The 25,499-nt window shown below is 34.3% G+C and carries 25 protein-coding genes and 1 tRNA gene; 16 read left to right on the plus strand and 10 right to left on the minus strand.

Annotated elements, in window-relative coordinates; translation table 11 throughout:
• Positions 1-69: 69 nt before the first annotated feature.
• From BAZ10_RS06730 to BAZ10_RS06770, 9 genes are all read left to right on the plus strand, one after another.
• Entirely contained in the window at positions 70-2,634 is a 2,565-nt protein-coding gene (locus tag BAZ10_RS06730; RefSeq protein WP_078771418.1) for a M1 family aminopeptidase, read from the plus strand.
• A 43-nt stretch (positions 2,635-2,677) separates the two neighbouring features.
• On the plus strand, positions 2,678-3,709 hold the full coding sequence (locus BAZ10_RS06735; protein WP_078771419.1) for an AMP-binding protein: 1,032 nt from the start codon (positions 2,678-2,680) through the stop codon (positions 3,707-3,709).
• A gap of 38 nt (positions 3,710-3,747) precedes the next feature.
• Positions 3,748-4,140: an alternative ribosome rescue aminoacyl-tRNA hydrolase ArfB gene (arfB, locus tag BAZ10_RS06740; RefSeq protein WP_059324163.1), complete on the plus strand. Its 393-nt coding sequence runs from the start codon at positions 3,748-3,750 to the stop codon at positions 4,138-4,140.
• Between the two features lie 77 nt (positions 4,141-4,217).
• On the plus strand, positions 4,218-5,195 hold the full coding sequence (locus BAZ10_RS06745) for a deoxyhypusine synthase family protein (RefSeq protein WP_034870957.1): 978 nt from the start codon (positions 4,218-4,220) through the stop codon (positions 5,193-5,195).
• Between the two features lie 61 nt (positions 5,196-5,256).
• Positions 5,257-6,345, plus strand: a complete 1,089-nt coding sequence (locus tag BAZ10_RS06750; protein WP_078771420.1) for an acyltransferase family protein — start codon at positions 5,257-5,259, stop codon at positions 6,343-6,345.
• Between the two features lie 86 nt (positions 6,346-6,431).
• Positions 6,432-7,130 carry a Dph6-related ATP pyrophosphatase gene (locus tag BAZ10_RS06755; RefSeq protein WP_078771421.1) on the plus strand — a complete coding sequence of 233 codons (699 nt, stop codon included), beginning with the start codon at positions 6,432-6,434 and terminating at the stop codon, positions 7,128-7,130.
• A gap of 49 nt (positions 7,131-7,179) precedes the next feature.
• Entirely contained in the window at positions 7,180-7,488 is a 309-nt protein-coding gene (locus BAZ10_RS06760) for an MGMT family protein (RefSeq protein ID WP_059324166.1), read from the plus strand.
• A 2-nt stretch (positions 7,489-7,490) separates the two neighbouring features.
• Entirely contained in the window at positions 7,491-8,057 is a 567-nt protein-coding gene (locus BAZ10_RS06765; protein WP_078771422.1) for a Crp/Fnr family transcriptional regulator, read from the plus strand.
• A 106-nt stretch (positions 8,058-8,163) separates the two neighbouring features.
• Entirely contained in the window at positions 8,164-8,853 is a 690-nt protein-coding gene (locus tag BAZ10_RS06770) for a type 1 glutamine amidotransferase domain-containing protein (protein ID WP_078771423.1), read from the plus strand.
• Between the two features lie 82 nt (positions 8,854-8,935).
• On the opposite strand, the gene BAZ10_RS06775 is transcribed toward BAZ10_RS06770, so the two are convergent.
• Entirely contained in the window at positions 8,936-9,274 is a 339-nt protein-coding gene (locus BAZ10_RS06775; protein ID WP_078771424.1) for a winged helix-turn-helix transcriptional regulator, read from the minus strand.
• Between the two features lie 135 nt (positions 9,275-9,409).
• Here BAZ10_RS06775 and BAZ10_RS06780 point away from each other — a divergent pair, with 135 nt between their 5' ends.
• Both BAZ10_RS06780 and BAZ10_RS06785 read left to right on the plus strand, forming a co-directional pair.
• Positions 9,410-10,357, plus strand: coding sequence for an NADP-dependent oxidoreductase (locus BAZ10_RS06780; RefSeq protein WP_078771425.1), 948 nt, complete (start codon positions 9,410-9,412; stop codon positions 10,355-10,357).
• Positions 10,358-10,476: 119 nt separating this feature from the next.
• A complete protein-coding gene (locus BAZ10_RS06785) occupies positions 10,477-11,271 on the plus strand; it encodes an alpha/beta hydrolase (RefSeq protein WP_078771426.1) in 795 nt (264 codons plus the stop codon).
• Between the two features lie 75 nt (positions 11,272-11,346).
• Here the strand turns inward: BAZ10_RS06785 and BAZ10_RS06790 are convergent, their stop codons facing one another.
• Positions 11,347-11,661, minus strand: a complete 315-nt coding sequence (locus tag BAZ10_RS06790) for a hypothetical protein (protein ID WP_078771427.1) — start codon at positions 11,659-11,661, stop codon at positions 11,347-11,349.
• Positions 11,662-12,089: 428 nt separating this feature from the next.
• Between BAZ10_RS06790 and BAZ10_RS06795 the strand changes: the two genes are divergently transcribed.
• Positions 12,090-13,166 (plus strand): serine hydrolase domain-containing protein, encoded by a 1,077-nt coding sequence (locus tag BAZ10_RS06795; RefSeq protein ID WP_078771428.1) that lies wholly within the window; start codon positions 12,090-12,092, stop codon positions 13,164-13,166.
• An 84-nt stretch (positions 13,167-13,250) separates the two neighbouring features.
• Here BAZ10_RS06795 and htpG read toward each other — a convergent pair whose 3' ends face one another.
• Both htpG and recA read right to left on the minus strand, forming a co-directional pair.
• A complete protein-coding gene (gene htpG, locus BAZ10_RS06800; RefSeq protein ID WP_078771429.1) occupies positions 13,251-15,146 on the minus strand; it encodes a molecular chaperone HtpG in 1,896 nt (631 codons plus the stop codon).
• 145 nt (positions 15,147-15,291) lie between these two features.
• Positions 15,292-16,293 carry a recombinase RecA gene (recA, locus tag BAZ10_RS06805; protein WP_009084978.1) on the minus strand — a complete coding sequence of 334 codons (1,002 nt, stop codon included), beginning with the start codon at positions 16,291-16,293 and terminating at the stop codon, positions 15,292-15,294.
• A gap of 190 nt (positions 16,294-16,483) precedes the next feature.
• Here recA and BAZ10_RS06810 point away from each other — a divergent pair.
• Together BAZ10_RS06810 and BAZ10_RS06815 are read left to right on the plus strand one after the other, a co-directional pair.
• A tRNA-Gln gene (locus BAZ10_RS06810) sits at positions 16,484-16,554 on the plus strand.
• 225 nt (positions 16,555-16,779) lie between these two features.
• On the plus strand, positions 16,780-17,280 hold the full coding sequence (locus BAZ10_RS06815; RefSeq protein WP_078771430.1) for a Cif family virulence factor: 501 nt from the start codon (positions 16,780-16,782) through the stop codon (positions 17,278-17,280).
• A gap of 91 nt (positions 17,281-17,371) precedes the next feature.
• Here the strand turns inward: BAZ10_RS06815 and BAZ10_RS06820 are convergent, their stop codons facing one another.
• On the minus strand, positions 17,372-17,821 hold the full coding sequence (locus tag BAZ10_RS06820; protein ID WP_078771431.1) for a cupin domain-containing protein: 450 nt from the start codon (positions 17,819-17,821) through the stop codon (positions 17,372-17,374).
• A gap of 137 nt (positions 17,822-17,958) precedes the next feature.
• Positions 17,959-18,408 carry a GNAT family N-acetyltransferase gene (locus tag BAZ10_RS06825; RefSeq protein WP_078771432.1) on the minus strand — a complete coding sequence of 150 codons (450 nt, stop codon included), beginning with the start codon at positions 18,406-18,408 and terminating at the stop codon, positions 17,959-17,961.
• 278 nt (positions 18,409-18,686) lie between these two features.
• Between BAZ10_RS06825 and BAZ10_RS06830 the strand changes: the two genes are divergently transcribed.
• Positions 18,687-19,508: a hypothetical protein gene (locus tag BAZ10_RS06830; protein ID WP_078771433.1), complete on the plus strand. Its 822-nt coding sequence runs from the start codon at positions 18,687-18,689 to the stop codon at positions 19,506-19,508.
• Between the two features lie 73 nt (positions 19,509-19,581).
• Positions 19,582-20,361 (plus strand): hypothetical protein, encoded by a 780-nt coding sequence (locus BAZ10_RS06835; protein ID WP_078771434.1) that lies wholly within the window; start codon positions 19,582-19,584, stop codon positions 20,359-20,361.
• 14 nt (positions 20,362-20,375) lie between these two features.
• Here BAZ10_RS06835 and BAZ10_RS06840 read toward each other — a convergent pair whose 3' ends face one another.
• From BAZ10_RS06840 to BAZ10_RS06855, 4 genes are all read right to left on the minus strand, one after another.
• Positions 20,376-21,089, minus strand: coding sequence for a LytR/AlgR family response regulator transcription factor (locus BAZ10_RS06840; protein ID WP_078771435.1), 714 nt, complete (start codon positions 21,087-21,089; stop codon positions 20,376-20,378).
• 2 nt (positions 21,090-21,091) lie between these two features.
• Positions 21,092-22,108 carry a sensor histidine kinase gene (locus tag BAZ10_RS06845; protein WP_165689646.1) on the minus strand — a complete coding sequence of 339 codons (1,017 nt, stop codon included), beginning with the start codon at positions 22,106-22,108 and terminating at the stop codon, positions 21,092-21,094.
• Between the two features lie 270 nt (positions 22,109-22,378).
• Positions 22,379-23,041: a hypothetical protein gene (locus BAZ10_RS06850; RefSeq protein ID WP_131828790.1), complete on the minus strand. Its 663-nt coding sequence runs from the start codon at positions 23,039-23,041 to the stop codon at positions 22,379-22,381.
• Between the two features lie 96 nt (positions 23,042-23,137).
• Positions 23,138-25,300 carry a TonB-dependent receptor gene (locus tag BAZ10_RS06855; RefSeq protein WP_078771438.1) on the minus strand — a complete coding sequence of 721 codons (2,163 nt, stop codon included), beginning with the start codon at positions 25,298-25,300 and terminating at the stop codon, positions 23,138-23,140.
• Positions 25,301-25,499: the final 199 nt, after the last annotated feature.

Raw genomic sequence — 25,499 nt, forward strand, 5'->3', positions numbered from 1 at the left:
AATCGATTCTGACATTTGGATTAATCCGGACTTTTATTATAATTCCGATTCTATTCTTATCTTTAAACTATGAAAACAGGTTTACTCACATCATTTTTTATCATATTCAGCAGTTGCTATAATGCCCAAATAAAGTCCGGTCTGAAAGTTGAGTCTGGTGTATCTTATGAATTAGCTCAGTTTAGGAAAAGTACATTAAGCGATATTAAATACGAGCTAGATCTGGATATTCCTGAAAGCAAAACCGAGAGAATTTCTGGAGCAGAAAACATTACTTTCAGCTATAAAAAACAAGGTGAGCTACCTTTGCAAATAGATTTTAAAGAAAATGCGGCGTCTTTATTGTCCGTGACTGTAAATGGACAAATCATAAAACCTGTTCTGGATCAGGAACATATTTTAATAGATCAGAAATACCTGAAATCAGGGCTTAACCAGATTGCTTTTAAATTCTTAGCAGGTAATTCCGCACTGAACAGACGTGATGGTTATCTGTACACTTTGTTTGTACCGGATCGTGCGCGAACCATGTTCCCATGTTTTGATCAGCCAAATTTAAAAGCTACCTATTCTTTAACCCTTACAATTCCTGAAAAGTGGAATGCAACGGCTAATGGCAAGCTAAAAGAAACAACCATAAAGCAAGGAAGGAAAAAACTGAGTTTTGCCCAATCAGATTTATTACCAACATATCTGTTTTCTTTTGCCGTCGGAGATTTTAAATATTTCAAAGAAAAGATAGGAAATCAGGATGCTGGTATGTTGTATCGTGAAACCGATTCTGTAAAGATTAAAAATAGTATGGATTCTGTTTATAATATTTACAGAAATTCACTTGCTTATTACGAAAAATGGACAGGTATTCCACATCCTTTCCAGAAGCATGGTTTGGTTGTTGTTCCCGATTTTCAGTTTGGTGGAATGGAACACCCCGGGGCAATCCTGTTTCAGAATTCTACTTTATTTTTAGATAAAAATGCAACACAAAGCCAACTGAATAATCGTTCTAATCTTCTTGCTCATGAGGTTGCACATCTATGGTTCGGAGATATGGTAACCATGGACTGGTTTAATGATGTATGGACAAAAGAGGTTTTTGCCAACTTTATGGCAGATAAAAGCACAGGAGCTTCTTCAGATAAAAGTATTTACGATCTGAAGTTTCTAACAACACATTTCCCTGCGGCATACTCTGTAGACCGTACTATTGGTGCAAATCCTATCCGGCAGATCCTGGACAATTTGCAAAATGCAGGAATGATGTACGGGCCTATTATTTATAATAAAGCCCCGATTATGATGCGCCAGCTGGAATTGTTAATTGGTGAAGATAACTTCAGAAAAGGGGTAAGTGAATACCTTAAAAAATATGCTTATAGCAATGCTACATGGCCAGATCTTATTAAAATTCTGGATAGTCACACACCGGAAGATCTGCAAAGTTGGAATAAAGTATGGGTAAATGAACCGGGGAGGCCAGTTATTGATTATAAGGTGAAATATAATGGAAATAAGATTGGAAGCTTTACAATAACCCAACATCCGGAACATGGCGAAGTACAAAAACTCTGGCCGCAGGAGTTTCAACTCAGTTTATTTTATCCGGATAGAATTGAAAAAGTTAATGTGAAACTTTCCGGGAAAGAACAGGAAGTATCTGAACTACAAGGAAAACAAAAGCCATTATTTATTCTGCAAAATTCATCGGGTATTGGCTATGGGGTATTCAGAACCGGGAAAGAAGTAATATCTGATTTTTCATTGGTAAAAGATCCGGTAAGCCGTGCCAGTGCTTATATTTCTTTGTATGAAAACATGTTGGGAGGATCAGGTATTACGTCGCAGGAATTATTGCATTTTTTTACCGGACAGCTACAAAAAGAAAATACAGAGCTTAACCTGAGACTTATTACAGGATATATTTCCGGAATATATTGGGGATTTTTACCCGAACGTATACGGAGCAAAGAGTCTGAAAGCTTAGAGAATACGATATGGAATGCATTGCAAGGGCAAGTGGCAACAAATAATAAGAAAATTTTGTTCGATTGTTATCAGGGAATTTTTCAGTCTAAAAAGGCATACGATAATTTGTATACAATATGGAAGACGCAGACAGCACCACAAGGTATTACTTTAAATGATGAAGACTTTACAAGCCTTGCGTTAGCTTTATCATTGCGAAATAATAACAATAGCGATCTTCTGCAGGAACAATTAACCAGAATTAAAAATCCTGATAGAATTAATCGTTTTAAAATTATAATGAAAGCTGCTTCTTCGGATAAAAAAGTTCGTGATGAATTTTTTAATAGCCTTGCTGAAAAGCAAAACAGAACTAATGAATCATCTGTTGGGGCTGCATTAGGATATTTACATCATCCGTTAAGACAGCAAACTTCTGTTAATTATTTACCGAAGTCTTTGGAGCTATTGCAGGAAATACAGAAAACAGGAGATATCTTTTTCCCGGATAACTGGCTTCGCTCTACTTTTGGCAGCTATCAGAATCCTGAAGCACTTAATGTTGTTAATCAATTTATTCAGAAAAACCCCGATTATAACTCAATCCTGAAAAATAAAATTTTACAGGCAACTGAAAACCTGCGAAGAGCTCAGGTATTGGTGAAATAAAAGTCATGTTGTTCTTTGTCGCAGATTGCTGTAAATTTGAAATATGAAGATTGATTTTTCAAAAAGCATTGACATAGAGAGCCTAAAGCCTCAAAATGATTTTGAAGTGAAGGTTAAAAACTTTTTATCAGAATGGTTCTCCGATTCCGAAACAGTTGAAGTGCAGACTTCTGGTTCCACAGGGATTCCTAAAAAATTCCCGATTGAGAAATCCAGAATGCTGAACTCAGCAGAGATGACCTGTAATTTCCTAAATCTTAAAGAAGGAGATACAGCATTACTTTGCCTTCCTGTAGAATATATCTCGGGTAAAATGATGGTGGTAAGATCTTTTCTACGCAGGATGAAACTTACAATTGCAGAGCCCAAATTGGATCCTCTTAAAAATATTGAAGAATCTGTTTGCTTTTGTGCAATGACCCCTTTGCAGGTTGAAAATTCTCTGGATAAAATACATTTGATAGAGAATTTAATAATTGGAGGAGCAGCTGTATCTGAAAGTTTGAAGAAAAAGCTGAGTGATATTTTAGAAAATAAACAGGCAACATCCAAAGTTTATGAAACATATGGAATGTCTGAAACCCTTTCTCATATTGGATTGAAACGGATTTATCCGGAAGGTGAAGATTATTTTACACTTTTCGATGGTGTGGATATCTCCCTTGATGATCGTGGTTGTCTTCGTATTTCTGCGCCTAAGATTAATCCTGAACTACTGCAAACTAATGATATCGTTGATGTGCTTAACGCTAAACAATTCAGGTTTTTAGGCAGAGCCGATAATGTTATTAACTCCGGAGGTGCTAAGATATTTCCGGAACAGCTAGAGGCTCTTGTTAAAAAGGAAATTCCTAATGAAGCAGTTTTTATGGGAATTCCAGATGAGGTACTAGGACAGAAATTAATCTTGGTTATTGAGGCAGATGAAAACGAAATACTGAGATCTCAGGTTTTGGATATTAAATTTGAAAAGCCTTTTCATAAGCCTAAAGAAATAATATTTGTAGCTGAAATTCCAAGGACGCCTAATGGTAAGGTAAACCGAATGGAACTTCTGAAACTTATGACTAGATAGTCTTTTATCTTTACTCTTGATTCTTGTATCTTTATAAAATGAAAGATTTCACTTCAGAATTAAGTTTTAAAACTGCACGGAGTAGTGGTGCGGGAGGGCAGAATGTGAATAAAGTAGAAACTATGGTTACTGCCCGCTGGGCGGTATGGGATTCTAAACTCTTTTCGGATGAAGAGAAAAAACTGATTTTCGAAAAACTGAAAAATAAGATCAGTGCTGAAGGCTATTTGCAGTTGAGTGCTCAGGAATCCCGCTCTCAGCTTGATAATAAAGAAAAAGTAATCCAAAAGTTATTGGAGTTGGTGGACAAAGCACTCTTTGTACCGAAGAAAAGATTCAAGACTAAGCCAACAAAGTCTTCCAAAGAAAAAAGGTTGACTCAGAAAAAGCAACATTCCGAAAAAAAAGAAAACCGAAAATTTAGAATGTAAATTAAATGGGGTCGTTGGATGAAGCTAAATTTCTAATTACGAATCCCTATCTTTGCAGAAATTAAATAATAATAAAAATGAGCAATAGACCCATTTCTGATTTTATAGAAAAATATTATTTACACTTTAATGCAGCAGCTTTAGTAGATGCTTCTAAAGGTTATGTTGCCCACCTTAAAGATGGCGGGAAAATGATGATTACTTTAGCAGGTGCAATGTCTACTGCTGAGTTAGGTAAAATTTTAGCAGAAATGATCCGTCAGGATAAAGTAGCTATTATTTCTTGTACAGGGGCTAACCTTGAAGAAGATTTAATGAATCTGGTAGCACACTCTCACTACGAAAGAGTTCCTCACTACCGTGATCTTACTCCACAGGAAGAATGGGATCTTTTAGAAAGAGGTCTTAACCGTGTAACAGATACTTGTATTCCTGAAGAAGAAGCTTTCAGAAGATTACAAAAACATATTCACGAGATCTGGAAAGATGCAGAAGATAAAGGAGAAAGATATTTCCCGCATGAATATATGTACAAAATGCTTCTTTCAGGTGTATTAGAGCAATACTATGAAATTCCTAAAGAAAATTCATGGATGTTGGCTGCAGCTGAGAAAAACTTACCAATCGTAGTACCGGGATGGGAAGATTCTACAATGGGTAACATCTTTGCATCTTACTGCATTAAAGGAGAATTAAAAGCTTCTACAATGAAGTCAGGTATCGAATATATGACTTACCTGGCAGACTGGTACAAAGGTAACAGTAGCGGAAAAGGAGTTGGATTCTTCCAGATAGGTGGAGGTATCGCAGGAGATTTCCCTATTTGTGTAGTTCCGATGATGTATCAGGATCTTGAAATGCACGATGTACCTTTCTGGTCTTATTTCTGCCAGATTTCTGATTCTACAACATCTTATGGTTCTTATTCCGGAGCTGTTCCGAATGAGAAAATTACATGGGGTAAATTAGATATCCACACACCTAAATTTATTGTGGAAAGTGATGCCACAATCTGTGCTCCACTAATGTTTACTTACATTCTTGAGAACTCTTAATAGAAACAGAATATAAATTTCTTAATAAAAGGCTTATCCAATAAGCCTTTTATTTTTTACAATGCAGTCTCCAAACACCGTTAAATACGATGCCCTTACCGGAATGCGTGCTATTGCCGCGATTATGGTATTTGTTTATCATAACCGAAAATACTGGCGCAATGATCTGCCATGGGCAATAATGCGCTTCATCAGTGAATGGCACATTGGAGTAACTGTATTTTTTGTTCTGAGTGGCTTTCTGTTAGCTTATCGTTATCAGGACAAACCCTTGGAAAGCAAAAAGGACTACCTAAAATACATTCTGCTAAGAATAGCCCGAATATTTCCATTATACTGGATTTTGCTTAGCTTCTATTTTCTGGACACGGAATATTCTAAGAATGTAGATACCTATTTCCTGCAATACTTGCTACTGTATTCATTGTTTGATAAATATGTTCTTACCGGAATTGTACAGGCCTGGTCACTTAATGTGGAATTCTTTTTCTATCTGCTATCACCGGTGTTATTTCTTTTACTAAAGAAAAGCTGGAAATATTGTGTCTCACTGATGTTGGGATTATTCCTTCTCAGTTGCGCTATAGGCTATGGTTTGCATTGGTACAATGCGAATCCCAAAGGTTTCTTGTACCCGCTGAACTTTATTATGAGCAATACTTTTTTCGGAAGAAGTACAGAGTTCTTCTTCGGAATGCTATTGGCTTATATGATGAAGCAGGAAAGTAGAGTAAATACATTGTTGAAACTAAAGAATCCTACATTGTACGGGGGACTTTTAATAATGCTGTTTACAATTGCCATTGCTTTTTTTGCCAGAAATAATTTTGTGCATGGAGTGGAACGTTGGGAAGGCAGATTAATTCATGAGCTGTTTCTTCCTGTTGCGATAGCATTATTCTTTTGGGGATTAATGTCTGAAAAAACATGGGTGTCCAGATTTTTATCCACAAAGTTTCTGGTTCTTTTGGGAAATGCCTCTTTTGTTTTTTATCTTATCCACATCAGTTACTTCAATCTGAAACTTAAATCCTTGCTTTATTTGCCCGATCGCAATTTTGTACTGCTTTGGATTTGTTCCATTATAATCTATCTATGGATAGAGAAACCTCTTTACAAGCTGTGCAGAAATCTTATTGCTAAAATTTAGTTTTCCACATTGTAGCTTATCTTTTCTTCAGGATAAAGAAATATACTATTGACTGTTCACCAATAACAAGTAACTTTAACTTCTGTATGAAGGAAAAAGTATTAATGAACTGGAGCGGTGGAAAAGACTCCGCAATGGCACTTTATAATATAATCAATAACAAAGACTATCAGGTTGAAGGCTTACTTACCTCTGTTAATGCCGTTAACCAGAGAATTTCTATGCATGGTGTAAGCGGAAGTTTGTTAGTAAAACAAGCTAAAAGTATAGGATTACCACTTACTAAAATTAATTTACCCGAATCCTCAGATATGGCTGCCTATGAAAATATAATGGAGCAGACATTATCCACATTTACAGAACAGGGTATCAAGACATCTGTATTTGGTGATATCTTTCTGGAAGATTTGAGGAAATACAGGGAGAAACAATTAGAAAAAATTGGGTGGAAAGCTATTTTTCCGCTTTGGAAAAAAGATACCCGAAATCTGGTATATGAATTCTTAGAACTGGGCTTTCGTACCAGAATCTGTTGTATCAACAAACAATATCTGAATTCCGACTTCTTAGGATGTGACCTGGATGAATATCTTATTGATAAGCTTCCTGAAAATGTAGATCCTTGTGGTGAAAACGGTGAGTTTCATACATTTGTATACGCAGGACCTGTATTTCAAAATAACCTGAGTATTAAGAACGGAGAAAGAGTAGAAAAGTCTTATAACCATGATGGAAAATCTTATGGATACGAGTTTTGCGATATCCTATTAGAGGATCAGCAGTAGGTGTATTGTTAGTAAATATTTTTTTAACTTTAGATTAAATACATTCTTCATGGATCAGCAATTTAAAGATCAGGTTTTTGAAATTATCAGGATGATACCAAAAGGCAGGGTAACATCCTATGGAGCTATAGCAAAAGCTGTTGGCTATCCCAATCATTCCCGTCATGTAGGAAATGCATTGCGACATTATGATGCAGGCTTTCCGGCACATAGAGTTTGTAATTCTTCCGGAGTGATTACAGCCGAATCCTGCATTCCTGATTTTACTAAGAAACTGGCAAAAGAGGGTGTTGCAGTAAAGGGGAACAAAATCCAAAACTTCAGAAAAATTTTTTGGGATCCATTAAACGAAATTTAATAATGTCAGATTTTCTCAGAAAGCATATAGAAAATATTGTCCGTCTATCCGATGAGGAATATGAAGAAATCCTGGAGTTCTTTCAGTTCAGGAAGTACAGAAAAAGACAATTTCTGATTCAGGAAAACCAAAAGGTAGACGAATTATTTATTGTGAAATCGGGATTGTTAAAATGTGGTATGATTGACGATTCCGGTAAAGAGCAGATATTACAGTTCGCTACAGAAGACTGGTGGATTTCTGATTATACAGCCTTTTATAAACATCAACCTGCCCGATTGGCGGTGGATTGTATAGATGATAGTGAGGTATATTCCATCACTTATACGCAAATGAATGAAGTATGCAGAAGAATACCAAAAGCAGAACATTTTTTCCGGGTAAAAAGTAATTTAGGCTATTGTGCGCTACAAGACAGGGTTTTGGCTCTTATGACTAAAACGGCAAAAGAACGATATGAGGATTTTATTCATCAATATTCAGAATGGAGTAACAGAATTCCCAAACAGCTTATTGCCAGCTATCTCGGAGTATCACGGGAGACACTAAGTAGGCTTTATACTTCCTGATATGTGACCTAGATCACAACTTTTTTTTGAGGTATGTCCTGTGATAATTTTTAGTACTAACCGAACTTTGTATCAGTAAATATTAATAATACAAAAGCAAGATATTATGGAACAGAAAAAAGCATTAATCGTTGTGACAAGTGTAGAGAAATATCCTAATATGGAAAGAGCGACAGGGCTTTGGTTGGGAGAAGCTGTGCATTTTTATGATAAAATGGTAAACGCCGGAAAAGAGGTTGACTTTGTAAGTCCCAGAGGAGGTTATACGCCTTTGGATCCCGTAAGTATTCAGCAGTTTGTACAGCCGGTAGACTGGAAGTACTATGCTGATGAAACTTTTAGAAATAAACTGGCAGATACACTAAAGCCGGAAGAGGTAAACGCATCGGATTACGATGTTATTTATTATGCTGGCGGACATGGAGTTGTATGGGACTTTCCTGAAGATAAAGGATTGCAAAATATAGCAAGAACAATTTATGAAAATCAAGGGATTATCTCCTCTGTATGTCATGGAGCAGTGGGATTGTTTAATATTACACTTTCCGATGGTTCTTTATTAATTAAAGATAAAACGCTTACAGGATTTAGTAATTCCGAAGAAATTGCGGCTGAGCTGGCAGATCATATGCCATATCTTACAGAAGATGTGCTGAAAAGCAAAGGTGCAAATTATGTAAAAGCTGAGCAGGATTTTACACCGTTTGCTGTGACAGATGGCAGATTGGTAACTGGTCAGAATCCACAATCCGGCGGAGCTGTAGGAGATCAGGTATTAGAAATTCTAAATCAATAAGAATACTTAATATAGAAGAATTTAAAAGCCCTGCCAGAATCATAAACCCTGGCAGGGCTTTTTTATGGATATAAATAAAAGTCTAACTTCGAGCTTTCTCCATTTCTTTTTCTCCCCATTTTCTTAAATGTTCTATAAAAGGGATAAGCTCGGCTCCGGTCTCAGTAAGGTAATATTCAACTTTTGGAGGCACCTCCTGATATACCTTTCTGTGCAGTAGCTTGTCATCTTCCAATTCGCGAAGTGTCTGGGTAAGCATTTTGGGGGTAATATCCCTTAGTGTTTTTCGTAGTTCTCCATAGCGCATTATATCTTCAAGATGCAAATGCCATAATATTCTGCCCTTATATTTTCCGCCTATTCGCTTAAAAGCATAGTCTACGGGACAGGATGTTTCGTTGATAAATTTATTATTATTCACTTTTTATTAAAATTTAATTTACTGATAATCAGCATTAGTATATTTTAGGTATGTAGGGTACTAAAAAGTGCATACTTGACATAAAGATACTAAATATTCTACATTTGCTCTATTAATATTTAAAATAAAACTCAGATGAAAGCAATTCTTTTAAATGAAGCTGGAGGAGTAGAAAATCTGCAACAAACAGAAATAGAAATACCAACTATAAAAAATAATGAAGTGTTGGTAAAAGTAGCATCAATTAGTATAAACCCTGTTGATGTAAAGGCAAGACGTAATGATGGAGTATTAAGCTGGCTATTTGCAGAAAAGCGTCCTGCTATTTTGGGCTGGGATATTTCTGGTGAAATTACAGAAGTTGGTAAAGATGTAAAAGATTTTAAATCCGGAGATAAAGTTTTCGGAATGGTTAACTTCTTTGGAAACGGAAAAGCTTATGCTGAATACGTAGCTGCACCAGCGGAGCACTTGGCACTTATTCCAGCAGGCATATCTTTTCAGGAAGCCGCTGCAGCAACTCTGGCAGCTTCTACAGCTTATCAGGCATTAACCGAAATTGGTAAAGTAAAAAAGGGCGATCGTGTATTAATTCATGCGGCTTCAGGAGGTGTAGGACATTATGCTGTTCAGATAGCTAAGCATTTAGGTGCCTATGTTATAGGAACTTCATCTGCAAAAAATAAAGATTTTGTATTGTCGCTGGGAGCAGATGGACACATTGATTATACAAAAGGGGATATCCAAGATTTAGTTAAAGATATTGATGTTGTATTGGATGGTATTGCTGGTGAAACTTTACTAAAATCATTGGATGTAGTGAAAGATAACGGAATTGTGATAACATTACCTTCCGGAGATATTCCGGATGAAGCATTGGAAAAAGCTGCACAAAAAAATGTCGATTTACAGTTCTATTTAGTGTCTTCAAAAAAAGAGACCATACAAACTATAGCTCATTTACTAGAAACTAAAGCATTAAAGCCTCATATTCATCAGGAATTTAGTTTTTCAGAAATGGGGAAAGCTCATACAGAAGTAGAAACCGGAAGGGTAGTAGGGAAGGTAATTGTGAATGTTTAAAAAAAATTGAGTTCAGGATTTTTACTATTCGGTATTTTAAAATAACAGCTCAGCGATATTATTTTTCTTTTCTGTGGTCGGTAGGGTAGCTTTGAACCATAATTTAAAAATCAAATACTATGAAAGCTATCAACATTTTCTCAGCTCTTTTTTTATTCTTATTAAGTTTCGCTCATGCACAAATGGACGATAAGTTTTATCAGCCAGGGAAAAAACTTAAGCCACTTGAATTTTCAAAAGTTGAATATATTGCTGTTCCGGTTGAAAAGGATACTGTTACTGCTTATGTTGTGAAACCTGAGACTAAAAAGATTAAGAAAACTATTTTCTTTTTTCATGGTGCAGGGGGGAATGTAACTACTTACCAATATATTACAAAACCTTTAGTGGATGCAGGATTTCAGGTAGTGATGATAGATTTTCGCGGTTATGGAAAGTCAACCGGAAAACCTACTCATCTGAATGTAGCTGCGGATGGCCAGATGCTATTCGATAAATTTATCAACAGGCCAGATATCAAAAATACTAAAGTTTATATCTATGGAGCCTCTTTAGGATCACAGATTGCGACGCATCTGGCAAAAAATAATGTGGATAAAATTTCAGGTTTAATTTTAGACAGTCCAATGGCTTCGTTTACTGATATAGCTTCGTTCTATGCACCTCAGTATAAAGATATGATCCTGAAAGGTATGGTTTCTCCTTATTCAGCAAAGGAAGATATAAAAGGACTTGGGAAGCTTCCTAAAATAGTTATCCACAGTAAAGAGGATAAAGAAGTTCCTTATGAACAGGGTAAATTAGTTTTCGACAATGCTACAGAGCCAAAACAATTTATCGAATCTGTAGGAGCGCATTTGGGCGGTATGCAAAATAATTCTGCTGAAATCCTAAAAGCTATTCAAAGCCTTTAATTAAAATAAAAACCTCATAGGTTTCTGAAACCTATGAGGTTTTAATAAGTGATAACTAATTTTTTTTAATCTACTTTATTCAGATGTTTCTGTTGATACAGCCTGCTGAATATAAGTGAGTAATTCTAAATGTGGAATCAAATCATATGCAATCTGTAAAACATTGCAGAGATCGGAAGTTTCTGCAAGAGAAGATCCGTTGTCCAGACTTTCCAACGCCTGCATGCATACTGCCAAAATAGATTTAATTTTAAAACCTATATCGGAGTAGTCTCGTACTTCGATATTAGCATTCGTGTGGCCAGAGCCCGATTGGCTAATGGAAACAAGCCAGTCTTTTAGCTCAACTTCTTTGCCGTTCAATATTACGGCAGTTTTCTTTGGGTTCATAATCTAATTTTAGGAAATAGTAAAACCCGAATGGTTTAGGTGTCCTAACGCTTAGATTAAGCGTTTGCAGTTGTTTCCAATACTGCCATCATACCATACGGGCAAAAATTTTTAAATCATTGAATCCACATAGTTTAATAACACTGAAGATATAAAATAAATTAATATTGGATTGGGGAATACAGCCGGCTAAAAAAATAGAAACCTCATAGGTTACCTAAACCTATGAGGTTTAAAAAACGGACTGGGCAATTTATTGAATATACTGGTGCCCATTTAGGTGGTATGCAAAATAATACTACTGAGATCCTAAAAGCGATTAGTAAGTTGCCATAGTTTTTGTACTAATATATAAATGTCAGAAAATGATATAGTTAAATAGTGTAATTTTGTAAATGTAGTAAAGAGTACATTTATATAAAATAACTATGACTAACAGATTATTAACGATCTTTCTGATAATGATTTTTCCAGCTTTAGAAGCTCAAATAGCTAAAGCTCCGGGAAAATTATTATTAAACCAGATGTCAAATGCGATTAACCAAAATGAATACAATGGAATTAATTCGGTAATCATAGCCCAAGGTTCTAAAATAGTGTATGAAAATTATTTTAATGGATACACAAAAGATTCCCTGCATGACTCCAGATCCTCCTTTAAATCGGTTACTTCACTATTGGTAGGTATTGCTATTGACAAAGGCTTTATTAAAAGTGTAAATCAAAAAGTTTATGAATTTTTCCCAAATAATCCGGTATTAAGAACTGATCCTCTTAAAAGTAAAATAACTATTAAAGACTTGCTTGAGATGAGGTCTGGAATTGATTGTGAAGAATTTAATGAAACCAAAGTATGTGAAGATGATATGAGTCTTTCTCATGACTGGTTGAAATTTTCTTTAGAGCTTCCTATGAAAGTCAAACCTGGAGAATTATGGTCGTATTCATCAATTAATACAATGATCTGTAGTGGTATTATTGCAAATGCTACGGGGATGAGTGTTCCTGAGTTTGCAAAAAAATACCTATTCGATCCTTTAGGGATGATAAATTACAAATGGACTATTGATCCGTCAGGAAACGCAATGACAGCTGGATCTTTTTATATTCTGCCAAAAGATATGTTGAAAATAGGCCAGTTGATAAAGAACAATGGAAGGTGGAAAAATAAACAAATCGTTTCTGCTAAATGGATTAATAACTCTACAAAGTGTGATATCATTATTCCTGAATTTTCTTTTATAAAATCCAGCAGAAGCAAGATAGGTATTCCACAGCCGGCGTATTATGGATTTTATTGGTACAAAGAATTGTTAAAGACAAATGATTTTGCCGAGAATTTATTGTTTGCATCGGGAAATGGAGGTCAGTATATATTTATAATCGGAGATCTAAATCTAACGGTTGTATTTACTCAGAGCAATTATGGCAGTTATAAAGCAAAACAGGCTTTTGAAATTATGGCTAAATATATATTACCAGCGGTAAGAGCTGGTAAATCTTAAATTTTTACAGAATTGTTTAAAATAAAAACCTCATAGGATTTGGGATCTCCTATGAGGTTTCATTGAATATATATGAAAAAAAGATTACTTTTTCAGTTGTGCAAAACTTCTCTGGATAAAGTCAGTAAGATCTTTTCCTTTCAATAAGTTTTGGGAAAGCTTAGCCAGATCCAAAGCCTGTTTTACCAAAGCATTTTTATCTTCAGTATTTTCAGTTTTCAGGATACCACTAGCCAGATCACTATTAGCATTTACAACAAGGTTGTACATATCCGGGAATCCTCCCATTGCAAACATTCCGCCCCCGCCAGTCATCTGCATATCTTTCATACGACGCATAAATTCTGGCTGGGTTATAATGAACGGTGCATCATCGCTGTCCAGATCTTCTAATTGTACAGTGTATGCCTGATCGTTTACGGCTTCTTCAACAGATTTTTTCAAAGTTTCCTTTTCTGTGTCATTCAATTTAGCAATTACAGGCTCATCTTTTTTAATCAAATTGTTGATATGGTCTGCATCTACTCTTGCAAAAGAGATGTTTTCTTTAGAGGATTCAAGCTTCTGGATCAAATGCGGGATAATTGGAGAGTCTAATAAAAGAACCTCGTATCCTTTAGCCTTAGCATTTTGGATATAACTATCCTGCTCGTTGGTGTTGGATGCATACAGAATAACCAGTTTTCCGTCTTTATCGGTTTGTATTGGTTTTATTTTTTCGGTTAGTTCGTCCCATAAGTAATGTTTACCATCTGTTGTCGGGTAAAGTGCAAACTTGTCAGATTTCTCATAGAATTTATCTTCGGAGATCATTCCGTATTCGATAACTACTTTTATGTCATTCCACTTCTTCTCGTAATCTTCACGGTTTTCATTAATTAATGAAACCATTTTGTCTGCCACTTTCTTTGTGATGTAAGAAGAGATTTTCTTTACAGCACCATCAGCCTGTAGGTACGAACGGGAAACATTTAACGGAATATCTGGAGAATCGATTACCCCGCGAAGTAACATCAGGAAGTCCGGAACAATACCTTTTACTTCATCTGTTACGAAAACCTGATTTTGGTATAACTGAATCTTATCTTTTTCTATATTAAGATTGTTACCCAGTTTAGGGAAGAATAAAATCCCAGTCAGGTTGAATGGATAATCAACATTTAGGTGAATATTAAATAGAGGTTCTTCAAACTGCATTGGATACAATTCGTGATAGAACTTCTGATAATCTTCATTTGTAAGCTCACTTGGAGACTTTGTCCATGCCGGACTTGGATTGTTGATGATGTTGTCTACTTCTATAGTCTCAGGTTTAGCATCTTCTGCAGCCCCTTCAGGAAGAGGTAAGGTTTCAGTTTTCATTCCGAATTTAATCGGAACAGGCATAAACTTGTTATACTTTAAAAGTAGTTCGCGAATACGGGACTCTTCTAAGAACTCAGTTGAGTCTTCAGCGATATGAAGAATAATCTCAGTTCCGCGATCTGTTTTTGCAGTTGTTTCTTCCAGTGTAAATTCAGGGCTTCCGTCGCAAGTCCAGTGTACAGCAGATTCTCCTTCTTTATATGATTTAGAAATAATTTCCACTTTGTCTGCAACCATAAATGCAGAATAGAAACCTAAACCAAAGTGTCCGATAATTCCGGAATCTTTAGCAGAATCCTTGTACTTTTCCAGGAACTCTTCTGCTCCGGAGAAGGCAACCTGGTTGATATATTTTTCTACCTCTTCAGCAGTCATACCAATTCCTTGGTCTGTGATGTGAAGTGTTTTGTTGTCTTTGTCTATTTTAACTTCAATTTTTGGATTGCCATATTCTACTTTGGCTTCACCGATAGAAGTAAGATGCTTTAGTTTTAACGTAGCATCTGTTGCATTAGAAATAAGCTCTCTTAAGAAGATTTCGTGATCACTGTAAAGAAACTTTTTGATAAGCGGGAAAATGTTTTCCACCGATACATTGATATTTCCTTTTGCCATAATTATTTAGATTTTTTTATTTATGATTTACAGACGAATTTTTTCAAAAAAAATACCATCCTGCAAAAAGTGACAGAATGGCATTTTTATGTTTTGTGAAGAAAAATGAGAGATTGTATTTCTAAATCTCAGTTTTCAGATCATACTAGTTTCCGTTGATCTTTTCTTTGATTTTTTCCTCTAATTCTTCCTGAAGCTCCGGATTGTCTTTGATAACGTCTTTTACCGCATCACGACCCTGACCTAGTTTAGTATCATTGTAGCTGAACCAAGAACCGCTTTTCTGGATCACTCCTAATTCAACACCCTGATCCAGAATTTCCCCTACTTTGGAAACTCCTTCTCCGTACATAATGTCGAATTCTGCTTGTTTGAAAGGAGGTGCTACTTTATTTTTTACAATTTTCACTTTCACACGGCTACCTACAGCCTCATCACCTTGTTTGATTGGTGCACTAGCCTTACGGATATCAATTCTTACAGATGCATAAAACTTAAGAGCATTACCACCAGTTGTAGTTTCAGGGTTACCGAACATTACACCGATTTTTTCTCTTAACTGGTTAATGAAGATTACGGTACATTTTGTTCTGGAAATAGTAGCTGTAAGCTTTCTTAGTGCCTGAGACATTAATCTTGCATGAAGACCCATTTTAGAATCTCCCATTTCTCCTTCAATTTCCGCTTTTGGTGTTAAAGCTGCTACAGAGTCTATTACAACAATGTCAATTGCCCCTGAACGGATCAGGTTATCCGCAATTTCCAAAGCCTGCTCGCCATTGTCCGGCTGAGAAATAATAAGGTCTTCTAAGTTAATTCCCAGTTTAGCTGCATAATTTCTGTCGAAGGCGTGCTCGGCATCAATAAATGCTGCAATTCCGCCTTGTTTTTGAGCTTCAGCAATTGCATGAAGCGTTAAGGTTGTTTTACCTGACGATTCAGGTCCATAGATTTCGATAATTCTTCCTTTTGGATAACCACCAACACCTAATGCAAGGTCAAGTCCTAGAGAACCTGAAGGAATAACTTCGATAGAGTGGTCTACAGAATCCTCTCCTAAAGTCATTACCGTTCCTTTTCCGTAGGTTTTATCAAGCTTTTCCAGCACAAGTGCCAGTGCTTTTTTCTTATCGTCTGTATTGCTCATCTAAAATTTAATTTTTTCAAAATTACGGAAATAAATATACTAAAACCACTCTGTGGATAAAAATTACGATGTATTTTTTAATATTGAAATTCAGCTGAATAGCGTGTCTAAAAGAAAAAAGTGTGTATTTTTTTTACGAAGTTCTTGCAAAATAGAAAATTTGTCGTAAATTTGCACCACAATAAAACAGAGACCCATGGTGTAGCGGTAACACTACTGATTTTGGTTCAGTCATCTGGGGTTCGAATCCCTGTGGGTCTACAGTTTAAGACAAGCAATCATCTGAAATTCAGTTGGTTGCTTTTTTATTTATTGCCGATTTTATAATCAGGTTGAAAGTTATATAAGGATTTTCATCTTTATTTATAAATATTACTGTTAAATATTCTGTAACTTATTATTTAATAAATATTTATGTTATGATATGTCTGGGAAATTTTTAATTTTATAGAGAAATATTATTCAGTCTCATATAAATTAAAATCTATGAAAGTAATTATTTTAGTACTGTCTCTTAGCTTTTTTAGCTTCACATTTGCACAGAACCATAATGGAGAAAAAGCTGAAATTAATAAAGTTGTTCAGCAATTTAAAGAAAGTATTATCAAAAAAGATTCAGTAACGTTTTATAGTTTGTTTCATGAAAACCCAGTTGTTTGGATTGGATTGGTGAAAGATAAGACACAGCAAAAGAGATTAGAACTAAACCCTGCAAATACCAAAAACTTCTTCAGAGATACTTATGAAATTTTCTTTCGGGGTATTCTTGAAGAAAAGGACAGTACTGAAGAGAAATTCGAAGATGTTCAGATTATTAATGATGAGGTTATTGCCAGCGTGACATTCAATTATTCATTTTGGTTTAATAATAAAATGACCAACTGGGGAAAAGAATTTTGGCACTTGATAAAAGTGGATGGCAAATGGAAAATTACAAGCGTTGTCTATTCTTATGAACTCACCAAATACTATCCAAAACCAAAATAACCTAATATATTAGGTTATTTTTATTCGATTTTTAAAACTTACCTGCTCTGTAATAATGGCAGATTTTTGCAATTAAGTGTTTGTTTGTAGCTTATTTTATATTAGTTGTTATCGCAAATATTATTAATGGCTCATCATTAATATTTTCAATTGAATGATACCCATATGAATTTATAACAGCGATATTCCCTTTTTGAAGAATCCTTTTTCTAATCGATTGATTCATACCATTTCGCTCCCGGTATTCTCCCGATCCGTGAATAACAAGGTAGATTTCTTCTTCATTTCTGTCTCCATGGGTATGAAATCCAGACTCATCTCCTTTGTTTAGTAATACCATATAAGCGCCAATACGGTTGTTTGCCAGCTCCTTTTCTCCAAACATCTGCAGCATGTATACAATGCCTTTTCCTCCATACATATTCTTACGCTCATCTATACGTACATAGCCTCTTTCGTCCTTTTGGAAAGGAATTGTATGTAAATTGATGTATTTAGAGATAGTGCTGATTAAAGTGTCGTATTTTTCTTGATTTTCCATTTGTGCTTTTATATATTGAGTTATGATTTAGCTTATAAAAATTGGTTGGAAAATTAAAGGTTTTTATTTAACCATTTAAATCAACCATATATTTATTATTCCAAACTAGAATAGTTTGATTTGGATATTGTATTAATTTATAATGTCTTTTCAAAACAAAGACTGCTTTCTACATTTTCATACTGCCCGTAGTTTGGAATTTGTTTATATCCGCTTTTACGATATAGGCCTATAGCTTCAGGCATTTTATCTCCTGTTTCTAAAATACATTTGTTGTAAGATAGCTCTTTGGCCCATTGTTCCAGATTATTTAAAATTGTTCCGGCAATATTTTTTCCACGCTGCTCTTTTAGTACAAACATTCTTTTTACTTCCATAGTATTGTTATCATATGCTTTTATTGCACCGCAGCCTACAGGAATGTTGTTGGAATAAGCAACGATAACATTTTTGATTAGATTGGTTTTATTAAATTGAGCAAAGAAATCATTTTTTTCTCCGTTTCTTTCCGCCAGATCTGTATCAAGCTTATATATTAAATCCTGAAAATCTTTATTCTCTGAATCAGTTCTGTTAATCGTTATCATATAATGTGTCTTTATAGCCTAAAACTTAAATGTTTTTTCCTGCAAACAAAAGTATAAACTTCTGATTTAGTTTTGTTATAATTTTTTATACTAAAAGCTAGTTGTTTTATAAAGTAATTTTCATTCATTGACTTATACTTTTGTCGGTTGGTTTTACCTGTCTACATAGATTTATTTCGATTATTTGAATCATTTCTTTAGAAAAAGTATATTTGTCCCAAAAAAGTGAAAAATATTTTTTCTTTAATTAAATAGCAGCAAATAATATAAAAACAGATATGAAAAAAATAATTTTATTAGCTTCTTTAACTTTAATCTTCGCAAGCTGTAGTAGAAGTAGTGATAATACAAACGAAGTCGTTGTTGATCCTCCAAAAGAAGTACCAACTTTACCAACGAAGGTATCTGGAAGTTATGGAGTGAGAACAATTAAATATAATGGAAATAAATTACTTGAAATAAGTTCATCGATATCAAAAATGACAATTGAATATACAGGAGGACTTATTACTAAAGTAACTAGTTATAATGCAAATGGAGAAAAGTACAGAACAGTCGAACTTACATATAGTAACGGAAATTTAACGAATGTATCTTCTAATGGAGGAGACTATAATGGAACCTTCAGTTATTCTTACCCAAGTACCAATGTAATTAATTGCACAGAGATAAAGAAATTTACATTTTCAGGATTGCCTAGTTATAGTAAAAGAGAAATAACTTATACGCTGAATAATGGTAATATTGTTTCTGAAGGAGTAGTTTTTTATTCTAATGATAAGCCAGATGGAAAAGCATCTATAGTTTATACTTATGATGATAAAAATAACATATTTAAAAATATTTTAGGAGTTGATAAGATTAAGGCTTTTCTTTCATCAGAAGAACTGCCGGAGAGTATAACTGGCACCAGTAATAATATTTTGACAATGGATATAACTAATATCTCGCTTGCTGGCGTGCTTACTAAATATAAATTCATTAATAATATTTCTTATTCTGCTAACAACTATCCTATACAGATTATTTCTAAGCAATATGATGCTAATCAACAACAGCATGGCAATACTATAACGGATTTTTTTGAATACAATAAATAGTAATCTCTAATACTATTTTGCTCATTACCGCAAAAATTCTCAATTTCTATTATAGCTTTAAAAATAACAATTAATGAAGAAACTATATCTATTATTTGTACCGTTGGTATTTACATTGTTTACGTCTTGTAATAATCGTGATAATAATGATTCTTCGGAACAAAAGAAAATGATGATCAGTAGAATAACGGTTACTTCTTTTGACAATCCTGCTTCTCCATATATAAGTTCAATTTTTTATAAATATAATTCTACAGGAGATGTAGTGGAAATAAGTTCCGGCAATTCTGGTGAATATGCTGCTATCACATATGCTGCTGATAAAAAAATTAGTAAAATAGATCATTATAAGAAGAATAAAGAAATTAAATATACCGAGAATTTCACGTATCTAAATGATCAGTTGATAAAAATTGTAGCGGAATATGAAAATAAAGCATTCAATAGAATTATTGATTATACATATAATAGTAATGGAAACCTGAAAACTACATCCATATGTGAGGGGCCACCTTGTGGTAATCCCTGGAAAACAACTTTTGATTATACCGGAAATAATGTTAGCAGAAAGACTGAATCAGGAGCGGGAAGTTCTAGTGTATCTGTAAATGAATATACTTATGATAGTAAATCCAATCCATCTGTTAATATGAATAAATATCTAAGAATTGTTTTTGGTTATCAGGATCTTATTGGAGCGAACAATATACTTACAGAAAAGATTTATACCAATCGAATGACTATTACCTATGCCATAGATTATAATGCAGAAGGACTGCCTGTCAAAAGTTTGGGAAAAGATGAAAAAGGCAACAATTGGGTACAGTATAATTATGAATACATAAGATTATAATATTTTCAAAATAACTAAATACCCAAAAGGCTAAATAATTCGTCTTTTTTTGTCAGTGCAATAGGAATTGTTTTACCATTATTCAGCTCTGCTGTATTTCCTGAAATGGATTTTATAGCATTTATTTTTACAATAAAAGACCTGTGTATTCTGAAATATTTTAAAGGCAACAATACATCTTCCATTGACTTCATAGTTGCTAATGTTGTAAGAGATTCCGAGGGGGTTACAATTTTCAGGTAATCTCCCAAAGCTTCTATGTAAAGAATGTCTTTCAGGATCACCTTTACAAGCTTACCATTTACTTTTACAAATATATATTCAGAGGAAGGTAGCTCTGGTTTTAAAGATTCGGTACTTGCTAAATCAGCTCTGTCTTTTGCCCTGTTTACAGCCTTCAGAAACCGGTCATATGCAACAGGCTTTACCAGGTAATCAACAACACCATTTTCAAAGCCATCCAACGCAAAATCCCGATGTGCAGTGATAAATACTATTAATGGAGGTTTGGTAAGAGAACGGATGAGGTTTATACCATTGATTTTTGGCATTTGAATATCACTAAAGATTATATCTGTTTCGTTGGACTGCAGATAGGTTAATGCTTCTATAGGATCCTCAAAGGAGGCTCTTAGTTCCAGAAAGGGTATGGTTTGTACAAAACCAACAATCAGTTCTTTCCCAATAGGTTCATCGTCAACAACGATACAGCGTAATTTATCAGCCATTTTTATTTTAAATTTATGGATAGTGAAACAGAAAAATAAGTTTCTTTATCTTCTATTTTAAATTCATGTTTGCCGGGGTAGATCAGGGCTAGCCTTTTCTCAATATTTTTAATTCCGATTCCTCCCAGAGCAGCCTTTTTGGATGGGCTTTTTTCTTTGTTATTCTCAATGAGAAAATTAAAAATATTATCCACAATATTTATATTTATTTTCACAAAATTATTTTCAGGTTCTTTCAGTCCATATTTAAAAGCATTTTCTATGAAGGTAAATGTCAGCAGAGGGGCTATCATTAGATTCTGCATTTCCTCAGGAGCATCAATATTTAATGAGATATCTTTGTTTTTGGAGTGTCGCATTTTCTCCAGGGAAAAATAATTGCGGATAAAATCTAATTCTTTTTCGAGAGCGACCTTTTCGGTGTCCGACTCATATAAAGAATAGGCCATAAGGTTTGAGATACTGATAATAGTTTGAGGAGCAGAAGGATCATTTTTAACAACCAAGCCATAAAGATTGTTCATGGTATTAAATAAAAAATGTGGATTGAGCTGAGATTTAAGAAAATCTTTTTCTATGTTTAGATTCTGAAGCTCCAAATCTAAAGTTTGTTTTTGAAAAAATATAGTTCTGCTAAAAAGCCTTGTAGCGTCAAAAAGCATTTTTGTGAAAAATAGCGGTGAAAATGAATAAATAACTTGTATCGTATTCCCCAATACAGTTTCTACTGATAAGGCTTCCGAAAGCTTTAAAGCCGCATTTTTCTTTATAATATCCTTTAGGGGCCCATTGTGAATATCAATATTAAAATAATTCAGTACAACAAGTTGTAAATGGTTAACAAATAACCATGTATAGACAGCAAGGGGCAGACATAGGATAAGAAATAAAATCCCAAAACGACCTTTAATGATATAAGGAATAACCAGATAGAAAAGCAAATAAAATACAACAATATTATTAATAGCCGCTCTGAAGGTGACTAAGAAACTAACTATTAGCGGTAGTTTTATCTCCATTATATAGTATAAAAATAATAATGTGGAAAAGAAAATCCACATGCTCATATGGCATAGGACTCTTATAAGAGGCGTATAATGCTTATCGAAATTTATATTAGAAATTCTTTCTAAAAAAGGAGTCATTTTCTGATGAGGTATGTGCATATTTTTACTTAATCATTTAGAAAGAAGCAAAAATATCATAATTATTAATCCGTGAAGTAAATTTTATCGAATAAAAAAGAAAAGCTTACAAAATAAATAATGTAAGCTCTTGGATCAAGCATACTAATCTTGTTTACAGCTGTCTTTGATTTTGGAAAGCAGTTCCTTTTCTCCCCATGTTGGATAGTTTTTGCCTGCAGGCTTAAAGCTGGCAAATGATTCTTTATTTTTCTGAAGTTTATTGCAAAGATCATTATCTTTTTTCCCCATGAAGCCATTCATTCTATCCTCAAATAAATTCAGTAGATACTGAGGTCTTGGATTCGCAGGGTTTATAGTAATTGCTTTTTGGTAATTGCTGATAACATCTTTGTAGTATATCTGTCCGTTTTTCTGTGGATCCTGAGTAATTTTGGCATAATAGTAATAACCTAATAGCGTATATAATTCAGATTTATCAGAAGCAGGATTGTCTAATAATTTTTCAATCCGTTCTTTAGCATCTGTTAGTATTGCTTCCTTTTTATCAGGATCAGTAAAGAAGGACATAGAAGTTTCCATATAACTAACATAGTATGACGGTAGCCAGTAATTGGAATCCAGAGATTCTATTCTTTTAATTTCATTAACCGAATTTTGTATGTAATTTTCTGTATGAACAGTTTTCGCCTTCTCCAGAGCCTTCTCCAGAAAGTCTTCTTGCTTTTCGGAAGACACGCTAGACTGTGCCATACAGTTAAATTGTATTAGAATAAAAACTGCAAGAGGTAATGTTTTTAGTTTCATAAGATTATTTTTTGGAGTTAAATTGATGTTTTTTATTGTTTTAAGTATTGTGTATTTATATATTGTGTAACAGGGGATTTTCAGAATAGATGATTACTAAAAGTTCGAGACATCGTATGCTGAATTATTTTTGAGTGATATGAAAATACCGATATAGAAGAATCTGTTTCTTGAGGCTGTAATAGGTTCATTGTTGTAGAATCCGTTATTATTTGGATGCTGTGCAAATCGATAAGAGAAAATATTTTCCCGTCCCAATAGATTAGATAGAGAAGTATACAGAATCACCTTTTTCCCAAGCAAAATACTTGCATTAGCATCCAAGCTGCTGTATACTGGGGTTTTCGATTGGTTGAATCCTTGTAAGCCTGGATTATTGTAAGTCCTTCCGCTGGCAAAAGTGTGAGTAATTCCGAAATAAGTTTTAATAGGTGATATGTAGTAAAGTGCATTCAGCCTGATATTATGCTTTGATGCAAAAGATGGCGTTGCGGTTTCAGTATATCTTTCATACAATCTTTTAGAATCATTGTAAGAGTATGAAAGTGAATATTTGAAATTTTTGATATTCTTATCATCCGAAAAATAAACATCAAAACCCTTACTGTCTCCAAATCCGTTAGAGGTATACTCATTATCCTTCCATAAATGTAAGTTTGAATATTTCTTGTAATAAAATTCTGTTTTCAGGCTGATACCGTGATTGTCATAACTAAAGCTGGCAATATATTGATCTGAAATTTCTTGAGACAGATTATTAGATTTGGCTAATACCACATTTCCTGGTAATTGGTAATATCTTCCATATATTAATGATGACTGGAACTTTTTATTGATATAATCCAATGATAATCTCGGATAGAAAACAGATGATTTATTGTAATCATTATATTCTGCTCTTGCTGAAATATTAGTATATAAGCCTTTATGTAACCTTAGCTGATTGTCTGCAAAGATTGCTGATATAAAATAATTGAGTTTTTGATTCTGCAATTTCTGGTCATTCAGATAATATTGATTGTCATAGTTTCTTACAAAACTTTCAGCACCAGCAGTTAATTTATAGTACTTGGAGAATGTTTTTCTAAGTCTGAATTTTGCATGGATTTCCTGTTGTGCTTCATTGTAAGCATCACCGCTAACCTGTGTATTACTGTATTTGTCATCTACTCTTGAGAAAGCCAGTCCTGCAAAATATTGTAATCCGTTTTTAGGTTTTGTTTGGTAGGTTGTGTTCAGATAATAGTTGTTTTCTGCCAGTCCCAGATCTCTGGATTGTAGAGTGTTTATATCATTGTATTCTCTGCTGAAATCAGTTCTGTTGTAGCCCCAGTAGACCTTTAGCTGTGATTTGTCTTTAAATATATTTTTAAATTGTCCTTCCCCGGAAAAGTTGCTGTAATCTTTTTTCCATGTATAGCGGTCAGGAAAAATACGGTTGTATAAACCCAGATTTGTATAATTGAGGTTAAAAGATACAGACTGATGCTCTTTTCCCAAAGTTCCGCCACCACCAACACTAAGTGGGGAGAAATTAATTCCCAGTTTAGATTCACCGGAAACATCTTTTGTTTCCATTGGTAATACTGATGACAAAGCCTGCCCATATTCTAATTCATAGCCGCCCAGAGATAAATTGATTCCCTTAAAAATGAAAGGAGAGAATCTTCCACGGGAGGGTGTGTCTTGTGCATTTGCGGTATATGGTGAAAATACGTGCATACCATCAATATAGGTTCCTAGTTCGTTACTGTCTCCACCACGAATGTAAAGCTTACCATCTTCTCCTACTTTCTGGGTTCCGGGTAGGGATTGCAGGGCGCCCATAATATCACCATTAGAACTGCCAGTCATTACAACATCCAGAGCATTCAGTTGTTCCACACCTCTGCTTTTTCCCAAACTAAAAGAATTGGCAGAAATAACTACCTCATCTATGGATTTTGCTTTTTTATCGATCAGTATATTTCCCAGATCCAAAACCGATGGTGTATTGCTATCCAGGCTAATTGATTTACTTTCATATCCTGTAGCATTTATAATTAATATTATTTTCTCAGGAGTCTGATCTTTTTCTAGATTAATTTTAAACTGTCCCTGCTCATTTGTAGTATCTCCCAGGATTGTATTTTCCAGATATATATTTGCTCCCGAAATCGGAGTTTTGCCAGTGCTCTTTACAATGCCGGTAATACTTGTCTGAGAATAGACTACCGAAAAAATAAGTATTGCAGAGATAGAGAATAATTTATTTAACATTTGACTGATTTTAATTGTTGTTGTTTAATTGATGGGTCAAATGTAGAAGAGCAGGGTAATGAATGAAATTTTTTTCGATGAGATAAGAATTTCAGCGGACGAATATGATCAGATTATCGGTGAACAATTATTAAGATAATCTTTCGTTGTATGAATCTATGAAGTATATTTACAATAGCGAATAATCGGAACAAATTAC

This window comes from Elizabethkingia occulta (genome assembly GCF_002023715.1).
In the GTDB taxonomy this organism is placed as follows: domain Bacteria; phylum Bacteroidota; class Bacteroidia; order Flavobacteriales; family Weeksellaceae; genus Elizabethkingia; species Elizabethkingia occulta.

Excerpts from the sequence above, each read along its gene's own strand:
- BAZ10_RS06730 (WP_078771418.1), top strand. The coding sequence starts at position 70 with ATGAAAACAGGTTTACTCACATCATTTTTTATCATATTCAGCAGTTGC.
- BAZ10_RS06735 (WP_078771419.1), top strand. The coding sequence starts at position 2,678 with ATGAAGATTGATTTTTCAAAAAGCATTGACATAGAGAGCCTAAAGCCT.
- arfB (WP_059324163.1), top strand. The coding sequence starts at position 3,748 with ATGAAAGATTTCACTTCAGAATTAAGTTTTAAAACTGCACGGAGTAGT.
- BAZ10_RS06745 (WP_034870957.1), top strand. The coding sequence starts at position 4,218 with ATGAGCAATAGACCCATTTCTGATTTTATAGAAAAATATTATTTACAC.
- BAZ10_RS06750 (WP_078771420.1), top strand. The coding sequence starts at position 5,257 with ATGCAGTCTCCAAACACCGTTAAATACGATGCCCTTACCGGAATGCGT.
- BAZ10_RS06755 (WP_078771421.1), top strand. The coding sequence starts at position 6,432 with ATGAAGGAAAAAGTATTAATGAACTGGAGCGGTGGAAAAGACTCCGCA.
- BAZ10_RS06760 (WP_059324166.1), top strand. The coding sequence starts at position 7,180 with ATGGATCAGCAATTTAAAGATCAGGTTTTTGAAATTATCAGGATGATA.
- BAZ10_RS06765 (WP_078771422.1), top strand. The coding sequence starts at position 7,491 with ATGTCAGATTTTCTCAGAAAGCATATAGAAAATATTGTCCGTCTATCC.
- BAZ10_RS06770 (WP_078771423.1), top strand. The coding sequence starts at position 8,164 with ATGGAACAGAAAAAAGCATTAATCGTTGTGACAAGTGTAGAGAAATAT.
- BAZ10_RS06780 (WP_078771425.1), top strand. The coding sequence starts at position 9,410 with ATGAAAGCAATTCTTTTAAATGAAGCTGGAGGAGTAGAAAATCTGCAA.
- BAZ10_RS06785 (WP_078771426.1), top strand. The coding sequence starts at position 10,477 with ATGAAAGCTATCAACATTTTCTCAGCTCTTTTTTTATTCTTATTAAGT.
- BAZ10_RS06790 (WP_078771427.1), bottom strand. The coding sequence starts at position 11,661 with ATGAACCCAAAGAAAACTGCCGTAATATTGAACGGCAAAGAAGTTGAG.
- BAZ10_RS06795 (WP_078771428.1), top strand. The coding sequence starts at position 12,090 with ATGACTAACAGATTATTAACGATCTTTCTGATAATGATTTTTCCAGCT.
- htpG (WP_078771429.1), bottom strand. The coding sequence starts at position 15,146 with ATGGCAAAAGGAAATATCAATGTATCGGTGGAAAACATTTTCCCGCTT.
- recA (WP_009084978.1), bottom strand. The coding sequence starts at position 16,293 with ATGAGCAATACAGACGATAAGAAAAAAGCACTGGCACTTGTGCTGGAA.
- BAZ10_RS06815 (WP_078771430.1), top strand. The coding sequence starts at position 16,780 with ATGAAAGTAATTATTTTAGTACTGTCTCTTAGCTTTTTTAGCTTCACA.
- BAZ10_RS06820 (WP_078771431.1), bottom strand. The coding sequence starts at position 17,821 with ATGGAAAATCAAGAAAAATACGACACTTTAATCAGCACTATCTCTAAA.
- BAZ10_RS06825 (WP_078771432.1), bottom strand. The coding sequence starts at position 18,408 with ATGATAACGATTAACAGAACTGATTCAGAGAATAAAGATTTTCAGGAT.
- BAZ10_RS06830 (WP_078771433.1), top strand. The coding sequence starts at position 18,687 with ATGAAAAAAATAATTTTATTAGCTTCTTTAACTTTAATCTTCGCAAGC.
- BAZ10_RS06835 (WP_078771434.1), top strand. The coding sequence starts at position 19,582 with ATGAAGAAACTATATCTATTATTTGTACCGTTGGTATTTACATTGTTT.
- BAZ10_RS06840 (WP_078771435.1), bottom strand. The coding sequence starts at position 21,089 with ATGGCTGATAAATTACGCTGTATCGTTGTTGACGATGAACCTATTGGG.
- BAZ10_RS06845 (WP_165689646.1), bottom strand. The coding sequence starts at position 22,108 with ATGGAGATAAAACTACCGCTAATAGTTAGTTTCTTAGTCACCTTCAGA.
- BAZ10_RS06850 (WP_131828790.1), bottom strand. The coding sequence starts at position 23,041 with ATGAAACTAAAAACATTACCTCTTGCAGTTTTTATTCTAATACAATTT.
- BAZ10_RS06855 (WP_078771438.1), bottom strand. The coding sequence starts at position 25,300 with ATGTTAAATAAATTATTCTCTATCTCTGCAATACTTATTTTTTCGGTA.